The sequence below is a fragment of the Halopelagius longus genome (assembly GCF_900100875.1).
In the GTDB taxonomy this organism is placed as follows: domain Archaea; phylum Halobacteriota; class Halobacteria; order Halobacteriales; family Haloferacaceae; genus Halopelagius; species Halopelagius longus.
Genome location: NZ_FNKQ01000002.1, coordinates 590,552 through 606,917, shown reverse-complemented (window position 1 = coordinate 606,917; position 16,366 = coordinate 590,552). Strand labels below are relative to the sequence as shown.

The 16,366-nt window shown below is 66.4% G+C and carries 18 protein-coding genes and 1 tRNA gene; 10 read left to right on the top strand and 9 right to left on the bottom strand.

From position 1 onward, the window contains the following. The first annotated feature begins 21 nt into the window (after positions 1 to 21). Entirely contained in the window at positions 22 to 252 is a 231-nt protein-coding gene (locus BLS11_RS08880; RefSeq protein ID WP_092536157.1) for a hypothetical protein, read from the top strand. Between the two features lie 41 nt (positions 253 to 293). Continuing rightward, entirely contained in the window at positions 294 to 1,235 is a 942-nt protein-coding gene (locus BLS11_RS08875; protein ID WP_092536154.1) for a hypothetical protein, read from the top strand. An 82-nt stretch (positions 1,236 to 1,317) separates the two neighbouring features. Here BLS11_RS08875 and BLS11_RS08870 read toward each other — a convergent pair whose 3' ends face one another. The 3 genes from BLS11_RS08870 to BLS11_RS08860 form a co-directional block, all read right to left on the bottom strand. Further along, complete coding sequence (locus BLS11_RS08870; protein ID WP_092536151.1) at positions 1,318 to 2,508, bottom strand: sensor histidine kinase; 1,191 nt, start codon at positions 2,506 to 2,508, stop codon at positions 1,318 to 1,320. A gap of 264 nt (positions 2,509 to 2,772) precedes the next feature. Next, positions 2,773 to 2,845 (bottom strand) — tRNA-Arg (locus BLS11_RS08865). 73 nt (positions 2,846 to 2,918) lie between these two features. Continuing rightward, positions 2,919 to 3,182, bottom strand: a complete 264-nt coding sequence (locus BLS11_RS08860; RefSeq protein ID WP_092536148.1) for a Sec-independent protein translocase subunit TatA/TatB — start codon at positions 3,180 to 3,182, stop codon at positions 2,919 to 2,921. A gap of 254 nt (positions 3,183 to 3,436) precedes the next feature. On the opposite strand from BLS11_RS08860, the gene BLS11_RS08855 reads away from it, so the two are divergent. Then, positions 3,437 to 3,916: a redoxin domain-containing protein gene (locus BLS11_RS08855; RefSeq protein ID WP_092536145.1), complete on the top strand. Its 480-nt coding sequence runs from the start codon at positions 3,437 to 3,439 to the stop codon at positions 3,914 to 3,916. 60 nt (positions 3,917 to 3,976) lie between these two features. Next, positions 3,977 to 4,789, top strand: a complete 813-nt coding sequence (locus tag BLS11_RS08850; protein ID WP_394327392.1) for an HD domain-containing protein — start codon at positions 3,977 to 3,979, stop codon at positions 4,787 to 4,789. 37 nt (positions 4,790 to 4,826) lie between these two features. Here BLS11_RS08850 and BLS11_RS08845 read toward each other — a convergent pair whose 3' ends face one another. The 3 genes from BLS11_RS08845 to BLS11_RS08835 are packed head-to-tail and all read right to left on the bottom strand — an operon-like array spanning position 4,827 to position 6,320. Continuing rightward, entirely contained in the window at positions 4,827 to 5,741 is a 915-nt protein-coding gene (locus tag BLS11_RS08845) for a mechanosensitive ion channel family protein (RefSeq protein ID WP_092536142.1), read from the bottom strand. Next, a complete protein-coding gene (locus BLS11_RS08840; RefSeq protein ID WP_092536139.1) occupies positions 5,738 to 5,986 on the bottom strand; it encodes a YhbY family RNA-binding protein in 249 nt (82 codons plus the stop codon). The genes BLS11_RS08845 and BLS11_RS08840 overlap by 4 nt, the downstream gene beginning before the upstream one ends. Before the next feature lie 58 nt (positions 5,987 to 6,044). Continuing rightward, positions 6,045 to 6,320, bottom strand: coding sequence for a ribonuclease P protein component 4 (locus BLS11_RS08835; protein WP_092536135.1), 276 nt, complete (start codon positions 6,318 to 6,320; stop codon positions 6,045 to 6,047). Positions 6,321 to 6,421: 101 nt separating this feature from the next. Here BLS11_RS08835 and BLS11_RS08830 point away from each other — a divergent pair, with 101 nt between their 5' ends. Beyond that, entirely contained in the window at positions 6,422 to 7,519 is a 1,098-nt protein-coding gene (locus BLS11_RS08830; protein ID WP_092537222.1) for a glycosyltransferase family 4 protein, read from the top strand. A gap of 41 nt (positions 7,520 to 7,560) precedes the next feature. After that, positions 7,561 to 8,691, top strand: coding sequence for a glycosyltransferase (locus BLS11_RS08825; RefSeq protein ID WP_092536132.1), 1,131 nt, complete (start codon positions 7,561 to 7,563; stop codon positions 8,689 to 8,691). Positions 8,692 to 8,700: 9 nt separating this feature from the next. Here the strand turns inward: BLS11_RS08825 and BLS11_RS08820 are convergent, their stop codons facing one another. Then, on the bottom strand, positions 8,701 to 9,108 hold the full coding sequence (locus BLS11_RS08820) for a hypothetical protein (protein WP_092536129.1): 408 nt from the start codon (positions 9,106 to 9,108) through the stop codon (positions 8,701 to 8,703). A gap of 80 nt (positions 9,109 to 9,188) precedes the next feature. After that, positions 9,189 to 9,935: a DUF2797 domain-containing protein gene (locus BLS11_RS08815; RefSeq protein WP_092536126.1), complete on the bottom strand. Its 747-nt coding sequence runs from the start codon at positions 9,933 to 9,935 to the stop codon at positions 9,189 to 9,191. 139 nt (positions 9,936 to 10,074) lie between these two features. Between BLS11_RS08815 and BLS11_RS08810 the strand changes: the two genes are divergently transcribed. The 3 genes from BLS11_RS08810 to BLS11_RS08800 all read left to right on the top strand — a co-directional run bounded on the left by BLS11_RS08810 (position 10,075) and on the right by BLS11_RS08800 (position 14,541). Next, positions 10,075 to 10,749 carry a CPBP family intramembrane glutamic endopeptidase gene (locus BLS11_RS08810; protein WP_217628992.1) on the top strand — a complete coding sequence of 225 codons (675 nt, stop codon included), beginning with the start codon at positions 10,075 to 10,077 and terminating at the stop codon, positions 10,747 to 10,749. Positions 10,750 to 10,949: 200 nt separating this feature from the next. Next, on the top strand, positions 10,950 to 12,023 hold the full coding sequence (locus tag BLS11_RS08805) for a glutamate-cysteine ligase family protein (RefSeq protein WP_092536122.1): 1,074 nt from the start codon (positions 10,950 to 10,952) through the stop codon (positions 12,021 to 12,023). An 82-nt stretch (positions 12,024 to 12,105) separates the two neighbouring features. After that, positions 12,106 to 14,541, top strand: a complete 2,436-nt coding sequence (locus tag BLS11_RS08800; RefSeq protein WP_092536119.1) for an amino acid permease — start codon at positions 12,106 to 12,108, stop codon at positions 14,539 to 14,541. A 7-nt stretch (positions 14,542 to 14,548) separates the two neighbouring features. On the opposite strand, the gene BLS11_RS08795 is transcribed toward BLS11_RS08800, so the two are convergent. Next, the gene (locus tag BLS11_RS08795; protein ID WP_217629008.1) at positions 14,549 to 15,511 is read right to left on the bottom strand and encodes an NAD-dependent epimerase/dehydratase family protein; all 963 of its coding nucleotides are present in this window, start codon (positions 15,509 to 15,511) and stop codon (positions 14,549 to 14,551) included. A gap of 182 nt (positions 15,512 to 15,693) precedes the next feature. Between BLS11_RS08795 and BLS11_RS08790 the strand changes: the two genes are divergently transcribed. Beyond that, complete coding sequence (locus tag BLS11_RS08790) at positions 15,694 to 16,239, top strand: tRNA (cytidine(56)-2'-O)-methyltransferase (protein WP_092536113.1); 546 nt, start codon at positions 15,694 to 15,696, stop codon at positions 16,237 to 16,239. Positions 16,240 to 16,366: the final 127 nt, after the last annotated feature.

Here is a 16,366-nt window from a genome sequence, read left to right as displayed (position 1 = left end):
TCATACGGGGATGCGACGGTCATGTCTCGCGACACTGCGACGACTGACGCCGCCGTCAACGGGATGGTCGCACTCGCCCTCTTCGCCGTCGGCGCCCTCGTCGCCGCCAGACTGACGACGGGTCTCGACGGGTGGGTCGGAATCCCTCTCGCGGTGGCGGTGGGGGGCGCCTGTAGTTACTTCGCCTTCCAGCAGATTGCACACGGCGTCTACACCCTCGTCGAGGACGCGACGTCCGGGAGAGCCGAGTAATATCACAAAGCCCATACTTCGGTCGCCGAGTGTCCCCGCGAATGAATCGTCGAACGTTCCTCCGCGCCGGCGTCGCACTTTCGTGCGGACTCGCCGGATGCCTCGACAGCATTAGACCCCCCACGTCGTCCTCGTCGGACGGCCTCTCGTGTCCATCGACGGTCCCCCGCATCGAAAACGCCGACTTCGAAGGCGAGTTCGAGATGAGGTGCAACGCGCCCACCGAATCGGAGACGGAACCTTCGGACACGGCTCTGGCCCCCGACTCTCGTTCGGTCTCGCTCCCGGACGCGGAGATCGCGTTCACGCTCACGAACCGCCGTGACCGGTACTTCAACGCGAACTTCTATCGGTGGGAACTCCAGAAACGCGTCGACGGCGAGTGGTACGCGACGGTCCCCACGCGGGCCGCCGCGAACGCGGGGTCGTCGCTCGCACCCGACGAGTCGCACACGTGGTCCGTCTCCGTAACCAACGACAACCTCGGTACGCCGGTCGAACCGGTCACCGCCGACGAGTCGCTCTCTCTGCGGGCACTCGGCGGGGGGACGTACGCGTTCCTCGTCGTCGGTTCCTACGGCCGGCGGGGTCAGTCGCCGCAGGAGAATCAACCGATAATCGCCTACGCCGCGCCGTTCACGTTGTCGGGCGACGCGCTTCAGTTAGTCCCGACGAACACCGTCCGCGACGTTACCCGCGACGGAAACGCCGTCACCGTGACCGTCGGAGGGGCCGATTCGAACGGTTCCGTCACGGTGACGAAACGGCCCGAGACGGACCCCTCGGACGATGCCGTGTCCGCCGCCTACGTCACGGAGTCCGTCTACGGCGTTCCGGCCCTCCGAAACGCCCTCGCGCACTTCGAGGACGGCGTCGAAGCGGTGACGGTCCGCGACGACGACCTGTTCGGGACTCCGCTCTATCGTGGATTGACGTTCGCCTACGAGGGAACCGTCTACGAAGTGACGGACCGGAGTCTGTGACCGAACGGGAGGGGCACGTCCGCGCGGCGGTCGGTTCGTCCTCCGGAACCCCGGAACGGAAGCGTCGGTTCGCTCGCCGCGTTCACGTATCGGCGGCCGAAAGCGTAACCGAGAACGTCGACCCCTCTTCGGGTTCGGACTCGACTCGGACGTCGCCGCCGTGGCGTTCGACGATGCGCTGACAGAGGGCGAGACCGATTCCGCTACCCGAACACTCCTCTCGGGTGTGGAGTCGCTGGAAAATCTCGAAGATGCGCTCCTGTTCGTCCGGGTCGATGCCGATTCCCTCGTCCCGGACGGAGACTATCACCTCCGACTCTCCGTTTCGCCGGGCGGAGACGTGCACCGTCGGGGGGTCGTCGCCGCTGTACTCGAGAGCGTTACTCACCAGATTCTGGAACAGTTGGCGCAGTTGGTCCTCCTCGCCACGCACCGTCGGTAACTCCTCTATTTCCACCGCGGCACCGCTCTCCCGAATCCGCATTTCGAGTTGCTTTCGAACGTCGTCGAGAACCCCGTCGAGGTCCACCTTCCGGAACGTCTCCTCCTCCGTCCCGAGTCGGGACAGTTCGAGCAACCCGTCGATCATCGCGTGCATCCGTTCCGCGCCGTCGACGGCGTACTCGAGGAACTCTTCACCGTCCTCGTCCAGTTCGTGGCCGTATCGGTCCTCGATGAGGGAGAGGTAGTTCGTGACCATCCGAAGGGGCTCCTGCAGGTCGTGGGAGACGACGTAGGCGAACTGCTCTAAGCGCTCGTTGGACTCCTCCAGTTTGTGGTTCGACTCTTCGAGCCGTTCGACCGCTCTCCGGAGTTCGTCCCGCGTTCGCTCCAGTTCGGCGTTACGCGATTCGAGGCGGCGGGCGTGCGTCTTCGCCAGCGCGTCGCGGCTCCCGACGGCGAAGCCCGCGACGCTCCCGAACGCCGTGAGGACGAGGTAGCCCCGAATCGGGTCGCTGATGCTCTCTGCGGGTTCGAGTTGATAGAGCGCGAGGCTAGCGAACATCAGCCCGAACCCGCCGAGACACCACCGCGCGATGGTCGGGTAGAACTCGGGTTCGATATCGGTACGCGGTAACCGATATCCGCCGTAGAGCAGCACGATACCCGCGGAAACGACGAACAGCGACACGACGAGCACGTTCGACACCGGTTTCCCTTCGAGGAGTTCCACGAACGCCAATCCCACGCCGAGGGCGAGGTAGAAGCCGCCGAACGCGACGACTGTCTCTCTTCCGCGGGAAAGAGATACGGCGTCCGTCCAAAACGTCATCACCGATACTCCGTGCCAAGTGTATTTCAAATTTCACACTGGGAGCGCTATCTTCGTCGTTGCTGTCGTCTCTTGCTCGATATTACGTTCTCGGCCGTTCGGGCGGCGACTCCTCGAATTGACAGAAAATGCACGGTTCGTTTTCGCGTCGAGCGAAACCGAAAACGGGCGTGACGGGATTCGAACCTCGGTCGCTCACTTCGTTCGCTCCCTGATTCGAATCCCTCGGGCCGTTCTCACGGCTCACTGTCGTTCGCCGGAGAACGGGCGTGGCGGGATTCGAACCCGCGATCGAGAGGTTAGGAACCTCTCGCCCTGTCCGCTAGGCCACACGCCCTCGACGGAGAGTAAGAGAGCATCGACTAAAAACGGGTGTGATTCGAAAGACCGCGGGCGGAAAACGGAACTGCTCAGTTGGTTTCGGTCGAGGTGGACGTGGACGTCGCCGTCTCGGTGTCGGCCTCTTCGTCCTCCTCCTCGCCGTTCTCGAACTCCTTCAGTTCCTCCTCGATTTCGTTGCGTCCGCGCTTGAACTCGCCCATCGCCTGACCCGTGGAGCGAGCGAGTTTGGGAATCTTGTTCGCGCCGAACAGCAACACGAGGACGAGCAGAACGATGAGCAGTTCCGGCCCGCCAGGTATCCCCGGGAAGAGGGGGGTCATGGTCGGTGACATCACTACCAAATGCTAACCTAGTCTCGATTATAGGCTTTTTGCTCCCTCAACGTAACGTTTCCCGCTCCGAGAACGGGAGATACCCGCCGAATATCTCCGGTTTAGTCCCTGCACCGCTGATATTCGAACGCCGGTCCCGAGAGAGCGGTCGGTCCCGCGAACGCCCGCCGTTCGCGGGTCGAAACTACTCGCGGCCGACGCCGAACGCGCCTCGGTTGGGGAAGGTTCAACACCGCCGCGTCCGAACCGCGCCCATGGTCGAAGTCGGCGACGACGCCCCTGACTTTACGGCACCGCTCGCGGACGGTGACGTGAGCACCGTGACGCTCTCGGACCGCCTCGACGACGCGCCTCTCGTCCTCGCGTTCTTCCCCGCGGCGTTCACGAGTACGTGCACGACGGAGATGTGCACGTTCCGCGACCGGATGGCGAACTTCGAGGATATCGGCGCAACCGTGTTCGGAATCAGCGTCGATACGCCCTTCGCGCTCAACGAGTTCCGCGACCAGAACGACCTGAACTTCCCGCTCGTCAGCGACACGAACCGCGAGATAGTCCGCGAGTACGGCGTCTCGATGGACTTCGAGAAGTACGGCGTCGAGGAGGTAGCGAAGCGGGCGGTGTTCGTCGTGGACGGGTCCGGCGAGGTGACGTACGCGTGGGTGAGCGACGACCCCGGCGCGGAACCCGACTACGAGGAAGTCGCCGACGCCGCCGAGACGGCGCGCGCCTGACGGCGCCGACGCCGCCGATACCCGGAGGTATTTGCGCCTGCGTCACGAACCGAACGGCGCATGGACGTGACCGACATCGACGACGACGGCGGGCGTGAGTACCGGTCCGGAGAGGACCACGCCTACCCCGACGAGAAACTGAACGAGATTCTACCGGAACTGCTCGACGACCCCGAGGTGACGGCGTATCTCGAAGCGCAGAACGTCAACGCGGTCACGCGGAAGGGGTACAACGACCACGGGCCGAAACACATCGAAATCGTTCGGAACCGTGCGCTTCGCCTCTACGACCTGCTGAAGGCGGGCGGCGTCGAGTTCAACGGCGCGTCGGACCAAGGCCTCGAAGAGGCCGACGAACCGGTCATCGTCGCCCTCGCGGCCACCCTCCACGACATCGGACACATCGTCCACCGGGACGAACACGCCTACTACTCGATCCCCCTCGCCGCGGACCTTCTGGACCGCTTCCTCCCGAAGTTCTACGACAGGGCCGACGCCGTGCGGATGAAAGCGGAGGTGCTTCACGCCATCCTCTGTCACCACACCGAGGAGGACCCCCTCACGCGGGAGGCTGGCGTCATCCGCGTCGCGGACGCACTCGACATGGAACGCGGCCGGTCGCGCATCCCCTACGAGAAGGGCGGCCGCGGTATCAACACCCTCTCCAGTCGGGCCATCGACAACGTCGCCCTCGAACCGGGCGACAGTCGGCCCGTCCTCGTGGAGATAGAGATGGTCAACGCCGCGGGCGTCTATCAGGTGGACAACCTCCTGAAGGCGAAACTCAACAACTCGATGCTCGAAGACTACATCCGCATCGTCGCGGTCAACACGAGAGCCGAGGACCAACTGGTCGAACGCATCGAACTGTAAACTCGGCCGAAAACGGGAGTCTCGCGTCGGTCGCCGTTCAGTCGTCCGCGCTGGCGCGGAGCGAATCCGAGTCGGCGATGGTCAGGTCGCCGCTGAGCGTTCGGTTCGGGTACGGGATGTCGATGCCCGCCTCGTCGAACCGTTCCTTCACGCGTTGGACGTACTTCGCGCGCGTCTTCACGAAGTCGGAGCGACTCGGGTTCGAAATCCAGACGCGCGAGGTGAGCGTCACCGAGGAATCGCCCAGTTCCGTCAGGCGAACGGACGGCGCGGGGTCGTCGAGGATGTCCGAGTCGGCCTCCGCCTCCTCGACGATTATCTCCGTCGCGGCGTCGATGTCGTCGTCGTAGCCGATTCCGAACGGCACCTGCAGGCGGAGTTTGTCCTTCGCCACGGGGTTCTTGATGACGTCGTCGGTCAACTGGGAGTTCGGCACCGTCAGCAGTTCGTTGTCGAACGTCCGCACCCGCGTGACGCGGAAGCTGATGTCCTCGACGATGCCGGAGTTGTCCTCCCACTCTATCCAGTCGCCGATTCTGAACGGCTTGTCGGTGAAGATGAACACGCCCGCGACGAAGTTCTGCAGAACGTCCTGCATCGCCAGCCCGATCGCGAGGGTCGCCGCCGCGGCGATGGTCGCGACGGACTGCAGGAAGTTCGGTAATCCCGCCGCGGTCAACGCGACGGTCAGCGCCGCGAACACGACGATGACGCTGGCGATTCGTCTGAGCGGTCGCCGCGCGTGCGGTTCGAGTCCCCGCCGGTGCATCATCCGCGAGAGGAAGGGGAGGAGGACCACTTTCCCGACGAGGTAGACGACGGCGAAGGCGACGACGAAGGCGACTGTCTTGCCGAGGAGGGCGGCCGACGCCTCTCCGAGGAACCCCTCGAACAGTCGGGCGATTACGCCGTCTAAGCCGTTCACTTGGAGGGTGAGTCCGGCACCGCTCATCGAGTGACGACGGCGGTGTTACCTCTCGTTTCGACGACGTTCGCGTTGACCCGTTCCGCGAGGTCATCGGCGAGTTCTTCGACCGTGGTTCCGGCCCGCACCGCGCGGAGGAACTTCACCTTCACGAGTTTCCTATCGGCCAGTTGGTCGGACAGTTCGTCGGTCACCGCGCCGATTCCGCTCTTGCCGACCCACACCGTCACGTCCACGTCGTGTGCTTCCTTCCGCAGTTCCTGTTTGTCCATACCTCCGTTAACGGCCGAGTACGTTTGAACGTTAAGGGTCCGTGAACGTCGTGCCCGGTCAATCGTGCGGGTAGCGCTTCGTCGCGCCGCAGTCGCAGCGAACGACCACCCGGCCGGGGCGGAGTCGGACGCGCGCGTTGACGCCGGGGCGGAGGTACGCGTCGCAGTCGTCGCAGGTATAGCGGCGGAACGCCCGCGGGAGGCCGGTCCGGTTCCGTTCCGCGATGCGCCGCGCGAGGCGGACGTACTCGCGGGCGCGGGCGAACTCCCGTTCGGCGGTGGCCTCCCGCGCGAGTTCGTGCAGACGTTCGATGCGTTCCGCCGGGATGCCCATGGTCCCACGAGAGGGGCGGCCGGACAAAGACGTTCCGTCTGCCGGACGCGGAAGTCGGTAGCGTCAAACCGTCGCCCGAAAAAGTCCGCGGCAACGTGACCCTGCGCGTCCTCAACTACCTGGAACTCGAATCCGAGTTACACCGAAGCGGCATCGGCACGGCGACGGACCAACAGCGCGCGGCACTCGCTCGCACCGACGCCGACGTGGACGTCGTCACTTCTCCGTGGCGCGGCGGACACCCGGCGCGCGCGCCGCTTTCTGCGGCCCTCGGACGCGGGTTCTTCCGCGAGTACGACGTGGCCCACTGCAACCTCGTCGGGCCGGGGTCCGTCGCCGTCGCCCGGCACGCCAAGCGCAACGACATCCCCCTGATTCTCCACACGCACGTCACCCGCGAGGACTTCGCCGACTCGTTTCGCGGGTCGAACGCCGTCGGCCCACTCCTCGGGCGGTACCTCAAGTGGTTCTACTCGCAGGCGGACCTCGTGCTCTGTCCCTCGGCGTACACGAAGCGCGTCCTCGAATCGTACCCCGTGGGCGCGCCCGTCGTCCCGATGTCGAACGGCGTCGACGCCGAGTCGCTGTCGGGGTTCGAGGGTCTGCGCGAGGAGTACCGCGAGCGGTACGGACTCGACGGGATGGTCGTCTTCGCCGTCGGCAACGTCTTCGAGCGGAAGGGCCTCACGACGTTCTGCGAACTCGCCGAGGAGACCGACCACGACTTCGCGTGGTTCGGGCCGTACGACACCGGGCCGCACGCCTCGAAGACGGTGAAAAAGTGGGTGACGGATCCGCCGGAGAACGTCACCTTCACCGGCTGGATAGACGATATTCGCGGCGCGTTCGGCGCGGGCGACGTCTACCTGTTCCCGACGAAAAACGAGAATCAGGGCATCGCCGTCCTCGAAGCGATGGCCTGCGGGAAGGCGGTCGTCCTCCGGGATATCCCCGTCTTCGAGGAGTTCTACACCCACGGCCACGACTGCCTGAAGTGTTCGACGAGAGACGAGTTCCGCCGCGCGCTCGAACTGCTTTCGCGCGACGAGGACCTCAGGCGGCGACTCGGGGAGAACGCCCGCGAGACGGCGGCGGAACACAGCCTCGACCGGGTGGGAGACCGGCTGATGGCGGCGTACCGCGAGGCGTACGAGGCGAACCGCGAGGGCCGGTCCGTGGACGTATCGCGGCTCCGGTGAAAGTCACAAGCGATTAAACGGACACCGCCGAAGCACGACCGATGGAACCGGTCTCGGTTGCCGCCTTCACAGACACGTACCTCCCGACGGTCAACGGCGTCACGTACACGATAGAGACGTGGCGCGACCGCTGGCAGGAGCGCGGCGGTCGGATGGACGTGGTCTTCCCCGGGAGCGACGAGTACGACCCCACCGACGGCGAGTTTCCGGTTCGGAGCGTCGCCTTTCCCTTCTACGACGGGTTCCGTTTGGGCGTGCCGCGCGTCCCCGAGGCGGTGCGGGACGTGGACCTCGTCCACGCGCACACGCCGTTCGCCCTCGGTCTGAGCGGGATGCGCCTCGCGCGACGGCGGGAGATACCGTTCGTCGCCTCCTACCACACGCCGACCGGCGAGTACGCGGACTACCTCACCTCGCGCGCGCGAGTCGAGTCCGGCATCGAATCGCTCTCGGAACGGTACGAGCGCTGGTTCTTCGACCGGGCCGACGCCGTCGTCTGCCCGAGCGAGGACGCATGCGAGCACCTCGTCTCGGAAGTCGGCGTCGAGACGGAGGTGACCGTCCTCTCGAACGGCATCGACATCGAGCGGTTCGTCCCGACGGACGCCGCGGAGTTCCGCCGCCGCCACGACCTACCGGACGGGCCCATCCTCGGGTACACCGGCCGACACGGGTACGAGAAGAATCTCTCGGAGTTCGTCCGCGCCGCGGAGGGACTCGACGCGACGCTGGTGTTCGGCGGCGACGGCCCCGCCCGGAGCCACCTCGAATCGCTCGCCCGCGAACGCGACGTCGACGCCCGGTTCTTGGGCTTCCTCCCGCGGGAGGAACTCCCGGCGTTCTACTCGGTGCTCGACGCGTTCGTCTTCCCGAGTCCCGTCGAGACGCAGGGGTTGGTCGCCTTGGAGGCCAACGCCTGCGGGACGCCCGTCGTCGGCGTGGACGCGGGAGCGCTCTCTGACACCGTCGCGGACGGCGTGACGGGCTATCACTACGAACGCGGCGACGTCGCGGACTGTCGCGACGCCATCCGGCGCGTGCTGGACGAACGCGAGTCGCTCTCGGAGTCGTGTCTGGCCAAGCGGGAGGAACTCAGCGTCGAACGAGCCGTCGACGAACTGGCGGCGCTGTACGACCGGGTTCGCTCGAAGAAAAGGACCGCTCGTCGCTGAATCGGGGCTTCAGTCGTCTTCTATCGCTTGCGCGATGCGCTGGAGCTGTCGCGTCGCGTCGCGGACTTCGTCGCGGAGTTGCCGGACTTCGCGGACGAGTTCCTCGTTGCCGACGGACTCGCTCTCGCCGCGGCCGCCGGGACCGCCGCCCATGCCGCCGCCGCCCATTCCCGGCGGGCCGCCGCCGCCGCCCATCATCCCGCTCATCATCTGCGCGAAGGGGTTGCCGCCCGCGCCGCCTGGGCCGCCGCCGCCCATCATCTCCTCGGGGGAGGGTCGCTCGCCGTCGCCCTCCTCGCGTTCCTCCTCGCGTCGCTGGCGAATCTCCTCGACTCGCTCTCGGAACGACTTCTCCTCCTCGTCGCCCTCGCCTGCCTCCTCGGTCGGTTCCTCGGGTTCGTCGGGTTCTTCGGACATACCTTCCGGTTCGACCCGTGGCCGCAAAGGACTGTTGGTACGCGAAAACGAGTCGCCGAGGGCGGTCGATTACCGTCCGCTCACCCGAACGCGCCGAGACTCGACTGCACGTCGCGCGTCGTCGCCTCCGGCACCACGTCGTAGCCCACGAGGTCGCGTAAATCGACGGCGTAGGCGCTTCCGGCGCGGTCGAGGACGAGCACCCGCCCCTGCACGCCGCGGACGGTTCCGGTCGCCATCGTCTCGGCCACCGGCCGGTCTTCGAGGTCCAGACCGTAGTCGAAGGAGAACTCCGATATCACGTCGAACCCCGAGAGCAGGCCGGTCCACGACGCCTCGTCCACGTCGCGGTGGAGTCCGTCCACCTTCGTCGGCACGCGGACGCGGTCGGGGATGTTCCGGGCGATTTCGGCTTCGAGTTCCCGCGCGATGCGCCCGTCCGAGACGGTTCGGACGTGCGCGCCGCGGTCCGCGCCCTGTTCGCGCAGGCGCGTCTCCAGTCGCCACTCCTTCGTGACGCCGACTTTGAACGAGTCGGGCGCGAAGGCCGCGAGGTAGACGGCGTGGGGGTCGTGGCAGTCCATCTCGTCTTTCAGGCAGGTGCCGGTGCACTTCGCGCACACCCACGTCGAACTGTGGTCCCGGCAGTACGGCGCGCGTTCGGCGTCGCAGGGGACGTGTTCGTCGTCGGCGACGACGCCGGCGCAGTGGCGGTCTTCGAGCGTGTAGGCGAGCTCCGTTCCCGGTTCCAACGAGACGTACTCCACCTCGCCGCCGTCGCTCAAAAAGAGCCCCGGACCGTCCGTGTCGTAGCCGACGAACTGCACGAATCGGGGTAGGGGAGCCGGGCGTAAAAGGCGTGCCGTTCGACGGAGCGACGTGCCGGCGACCCCGCCCGCCGACGAAACGCCCCGCAAAGGTGTCATCTGGGAAACAGTTATGCCGGCGCAAAACGACCCGACCACCGTGGCACCTCCGTACGTCGACGCGACCGGCGAGAGAGACGCGTTCGAGCGACCGACCGTCGTCGGTCTCGTCGTCGCGTTGCTGGGGATTCCAGCGCTCTCGTTCGCCGCGCGGACGCTCTCGGTCGGTCTCCACCCCGTCGCGGAAATCGCGCTCCTGTGGTCGCTTCTGGGCGTCGTCCTCGGCGTGGTGTTCGTCTGGGAGGACCGCCCGTTGCGTTCGCTCGGCGTCCGCCGCCCCGACCGAATCGACGCCGCGTATCTCCTCGCGGCGACCGTTCTCGGCTTCCTGGCGTTGGCCGCGACCGGTCCGCTCGTCGAGATGCTCGGACTGGCGCAGTCGGGACAGACGGGCATGGGCGTCGAGGAGTACGGCGTCGGAATCGCCGTCGCCGCCGCGGTCACCACCGGCGTGGTCGAGGAGGTGCTCTACCGGGGATACGCCATCGAACGCCTCGCGGAGCGTTCGGAGAGCGCCCTCGTCGCGGGAGGGCTCTCGTGGGCGGCGTTCACCGTCGCCCACGCGGTTAGCTGGCAACTCGGCGACCTCTTACAGGTCGCGCTCGCGGCACTCGTCTTCACGCTCGTCTACGTGCGCCGTCGGTCGCTCTTCGCCGTCGTCGGCGCGCACGTCCTCATCTGGTTGCTCGGGGTTCTCGGTGCCGTGTACGGGTGACGCCCGTCGAATCTCCGTCGCCGGCTTGCGAGCGAAGGCAGGCCCCTCATTACCCGTAGTATCGAATTCCGTAATCCGTTGACGGCGACACCCTCGATACGACGGCCGGCCGGAGGTTGCAACGTTCCCCGACGGAGTTCGGGACCGGCGGCCCGGAACGGTCGGGCCGACGAAGGAATTTCGACGACGGACTTCAACCAATGCAAAAGAGCATCGAAGTAGAGTACTGGGTCGTCGACGAGGACGGCGAACTGACGACGCCCGGTTCCCTCACGGAGATCTCCGAGAACGTCGAAGAGGAGTTCGTTCCGCCGCTCTTCGAGTTGAAGACGCCACCGTGCGAGACGTACGCCGACCTGCGCTCGACGTTCGTCGACCAACTCGACCAAGTGCTGACGCGGGCCGACGAACTCGACAAACTGCTCGTTCCGTTGGGGACGCCGGTCAACGGCGAGCAGATCGAACGGTGGCCGAGCGAACGCAGTCGGATACAGAAGCGGGTTCTCGGGACGAACTTCGACTACGCGAAGTACTGCGCGGGGACGCACCTGCACTTCGAGAAGCGGAACGTCGTGGACCAACTGAACGTGCTCGCGGGTCTCGACCCCGCGTTGGCGTTGCTCAACTCGTCGCCGTACTTCCGCGGCGAACGAGTCGCGAACGGCGCCCGGGCGTACCTCTACCGGAAGAAGTGCTACGAGAACTTCCCGAAGCACGGACAACTGTGGGAGTACGTAGACACCGTCGCCCAGTGGGAACGGCGTCTCGACCGGCGGTTAGCGGAGTTCACCGAGGCGGCCGTCGAAGCCGGAATCGACAAGATGGCCGTCGAGGCCAACTTCACCGCCGACGACGTGGTGTGGACGCCGGTTCGGTTGCGCGACGAGATGCCGACCGTCGAGTGGCGCGCCCCCGACGCGACGCTTCCGAGCCAGATTCTGCGCTTGGCCGAGGAGATGGACGCCGTGATGGAGCAACTCCACCACGCGAACGTCCGCGTCGACGGGACGACGGGCGAGGTGACGGACGACGAAATCGTCCTCCCCGAGTTCGAGACGGTGTGCGACTACGTCGCGGACGCCATCTACGAGGGGTTAGACTCCGCCGACGTCGCGACGTACCTCGAACGGATGGGGTTCGACGTGCAGGGGTACGCGCCGGTGACGCGGAAAATCGACGGGCGCGAGCGCGTCTCTCCGGACGAAGCGAAGGAACTCCGCCTCCGGTACGGGGAACTGCTCCGCGAGGACGTGAACGACCTGCTCCGGAACTGAGACCGCCCGGTTCGACGCCGAGAACTGATATTTAAGCCACACGGCAGGCCGGTTTAGTAACTCCGCGGCCAATTTTGCCGGGATGGTGGAACACACCCGGACGCTCGATTTCAAGATAGCGTTCGCCCTCGGGTTGGGGACGATGATAGCGGCGGGCATCTTCTCGCTGTCCGGGTCCGCGGTCCTCCGCATCGGTTCTACCGCCGTCGTCGCGTTCACCCTCGCCGCCGTCGTCGCCGGACTCACCGCGGCGGCGTACTCGGAGTTCGCGTCCATCTACTCGGAGAACGGCGGCGGCTACCTCTTTACCTCTCGGACGTTCGAGGGATTGGACTTTCTGAAGTACGGCATCGGAATGGCGCTGTTTCTCGGCTACACCGGAACGACGGCGTTCTACTTGGCGACGATGGACGAGTGGTTCTTCCGGTTCATCGTCCCCGGCCTCTCCGGGACCGTTCCGCACGGCACGTTCGGCGTCCTCACGGCGGTTCTCCTCGGCGTCTTGAACGCCCGCGGGACCGAGGAGAGCGGGGCGTTCCAACTCGTCGTCACCAGCGCGAAGGTTGCGATACTGGTCGTCTTCGTCGGCGGGATGTTCGCCGCCGTCGGGTTCGGCCCCGCCACCACCGAGTTCGCCACCAGCTTCCAGTTCGAACCCGTCGAGACGGTGTCCGTCGCGGCGTTGGCGTTCATCACCTTCTTCGGCTTCTCCGCTATCGCCGCCAGCGCCGGGGAGATAATCGAACCGCGGAAGACGGTCCCGCGCGCCATCGCCGCCTCCATCGTCACCGTCACCGTCCTCTACGCGTTCGTCATCGTGGCGATGGTCAACATCTACAACGTGACCGACCGCCTCGCGCGGGACCCACAGACGATTCTCGAACTCGGCGAGACGGCGATGGGCGCCGTCTCGCAGGCGTTCATCCCGGTCACCGTCTCGGTGCTCGGAAACTCCATCGCCGTCGGGGAGGCGCTCATCGTCGCCGGGGCCATCTTCTCGATGGTGTCGGCATCGAACGCGAGCATCCTCGCGGCGTCGGGAATCGGGTCGCTGATGGGGCGACAGGGACACGCCCCCCGGCGGTTCTCCCGCATCCACCCCGAGTACGGGACGCCGTTCTGGTCGGTCACGACGGTGACGCTGACCATCGCGGGCCTCATCGTCGTGTTCATCACGCTCCTCTCGGAGGAAGGCGTCACCGGACTCCACGTCCTCGGACTGAACTCGCTGACCGGATTCGCGACGTTCAACCTGCTCGTCCCCCTCGCGGTCGTCAACGTCGCGCTCATCTACTCGCGGCGGAACTTCCCGGACCTCGAACGGGGGTTCAGGATGCCGGGCGTCCCGGTGCTTCCGATCCTCGGCGTCGTCGCGAACCTCGCGCTCATCCTCAACCTCCCGACGTCGGGCGTCGTCGTCGGCATCGCAGTCGTACTCGCACTCTCGGGTCTGTACTTCCTCTGGGGCGGCGGTCCCGACATCGAAGACCTGTACGAACGCGCCGTCGAACCGAGGGGACGACCCGGCGGCGAGACTCCGGCGGGTGCGGCGAGCGAACCCGGCGGTCTGCCGGAGGACGCCTACCGGGTGCTCGTCCCCGTCGCCCGCCCGAGTCGCGCAGAACGGTACGTCCGACTGGCGGCGCTCATCGGGCGGGCGCGCTCCGAGTCGCCGGCGATTCAGGTCGTCAACGTCACGGAAATCCCCGAGCAGACGCCCAACGAGTTGGTCCGGGAGACGGCCGAGGGACGGGCCGACCGGATATCCGAGACGCTCGCGGCGGCGGACGTAGACGTCGAGTACACCGTCGAAGGACACATCAGCAGGGACGTGGGGTTCGACATCGTCCACACCGCCCGCGGCGACGAGGCCGACCTGATACTGATGGGCTACCCGACCGAGCACCCCGAGATAGCCGAGGCGGTCGAGTACGACTCGCCCTGCGACGTGGTGTACGCGAGCGGGTTCCCCGACGACCCAGAACGACTGTTCGAGACGGTCACCGTCGGCGTCGGTGGCGGCCCTCACCACCGGGCGCTGTTACCGTTGGTGAACGCCTTCGGCGCCGAGGGCAGACGGATACGGTTGGTGAGCGTGGACCCCGCCGACGGGCCGAGAGACAAGGCCGAAGACCCCGAAGCGACCCTCTCCGAACTCGAACACAGGGAGGCGGTGGACGTGCGACACGTCTCCTCCGCCAGCGTCGCCGAGGGACTGGTCTCGTCGGCGGCGGAGTCCGGCGGCGTGTTGCTCATCGGCGCGTCCCGCGACCGGCGCCTCAAGCGGTGGGTGTTCGGGAGCACCCCTGATCGGGTGGTCAAGCTTGCGGCGGGAAGCGACCCCGAACTGCCGGTGCTCGTCTACGCGAGTGCCGCGAGCGTTCCCCAGCGCATCGAGGCCACCCTGTTCCCCGTCTACAAGTATTTCAAGCGGTTCGGACGGACGAGCGACACGACGCGGACCGAACGAACGAACGGGCCGGACGCGACGCGGACCGAAAAGAGGACGGAACCCTAGGGAAGCGCTACTCGCCTGCGGGCGCGGCGTGTTCCGCGCGGAGTTCCTCGATGAGTTCCCGCGCGGCGCGGCGCACCGCCTCGTCGCTCGACCCCTCCGGCTCCCATCCGAGCGCGGAGAGTTTCTCGATGGAGAGGCGCATCCGCGGGACGTCGCCGGTCCATCCCCTGTCGCCGCCGGTGTACTCGTACTCGGGGTCGAGTCCCATCTCCTCGCTGACGATGTCGGCGATGCGGGTGACGGAGGTGGTCGTCCGCGTCCCGAGGTTGTACGTGTTCAGCGAGTCGTCGGCGTTCTCGACGACGTGGGCGATGGCGTCCACGCAGTCGGTGACGTGGAGGTAGGACTTCTCCTGTCGGCCGTCGCCGAGGATGGTGAGCGTCTCGGGGTCCTCGAGCAGTTTCTCGATGAAGTCGGGGACGACGTTGCCGCGTTGGTGCGGGCCGACGATGTTGGCGAAGCGGAACAGCCAGACGGTGAAGTCCTTCGCGTGGGCGTACGTCGAGATGAGACCCTCGTCCGCGAGTTTCGACGCGCCGTAGACGCTGATAGGTTCGAGGGGGGCGTAATCCTCCGGCGTCGGACGCGGCGCCTCGCCGTACACCGTCGAGGAAGAGGTAAAGGCGAGGTTCGTCACGCCCACCTCCTCCATCCGTTCGAGGACGTTGTACGTCATCTCGGTGTTCTCCTCGAACAACTGCCGCGGGTCGGCGTAGTTCGTGTCCGTGTACGCCGCGAAGTGGAAGACGACGTCCACGTCTTCGGTTATCGCCTCCGCGACGTCGTCGGGGTCGGTCATGTCCGCCTGCACGAACTCCGCGCCGTCGGGGACGCGCGCCTCGTCGCCCTTCGAGAGGTCGTCGGCGACGACGACGTCGTTCTCGGGGAGGAGACGCTTCGCGAGGTGAGAGCCGACGAGGCCCGCACCGCCGGTGACGACGACTCGCTTCTCGGAGAGGTTCATGGAGATTACTGCACCGTATCTCCCTAAGTGCGTTCTGGTAACTTTCACGGCCGCCGAATCGTTCGCTCGTTTCGGGAGGCGTTCGCGGGGGCGGAACGGCGGACGGGACGGCGGGCGGAATCGCTCGGGCGCGGCGACGGCGCGGGGGAAACGAAGGGTCTTACCGGTCGGACCGACACCGACCGAGCATGCAGGACGAACCGGACGTCGCGGTCCTCCGTCTCGGACACCGGCCGGGCCGAGACGACAGGATGACGACTCACATCGGACTGACGGCGCGCGCACTCGGGGCGGACCGAGCGCTGTTCGTCGGCGACGCCAGCCAATCGAAGGAGACGGTAGACGACATCACCGCGCGGTTCGGCGGGCCGTTCGAGGCTGAGGTCATCGAGTCGTACCGACCGATAATCCGCGAGTGGGACGGCGTCGTCGTCCACCTGACGATGTACGGCGAACGCGTACAGGACGTGGAAGCCGAGGTGCGCGAGGCGCACGCCGACGAACCGGTCCTCGTCGTCGTCGGCGCGGAGAAGGTTCCGTTCGACGTCTACGAGGAGGCCGACTACAACGTGGGCGTGACGGGCCAACCCCACTCGGAGGTGGCCGCACTCGCCGTCTTCCTCGACAGACTGTTCGACGGGCGCGAACTCGAACGGGAGTGGGAGGACGCCGACCGGCGCGTCGTCCCGATGGAGACTGGCAAGCGAGTCGTCGAAACCGACGACGAGGAGTGAGGCGCGCGCCGTCGCCGACGCGTGTGAACACACGGCACAGAGGGCCGCCGAGGGCGGCGATAGAAGTGAATTAAATCCGGTAGTTTTCGCGGAATCAGTTTCTCGCCGTCACGTTTTCGCCGCGTAG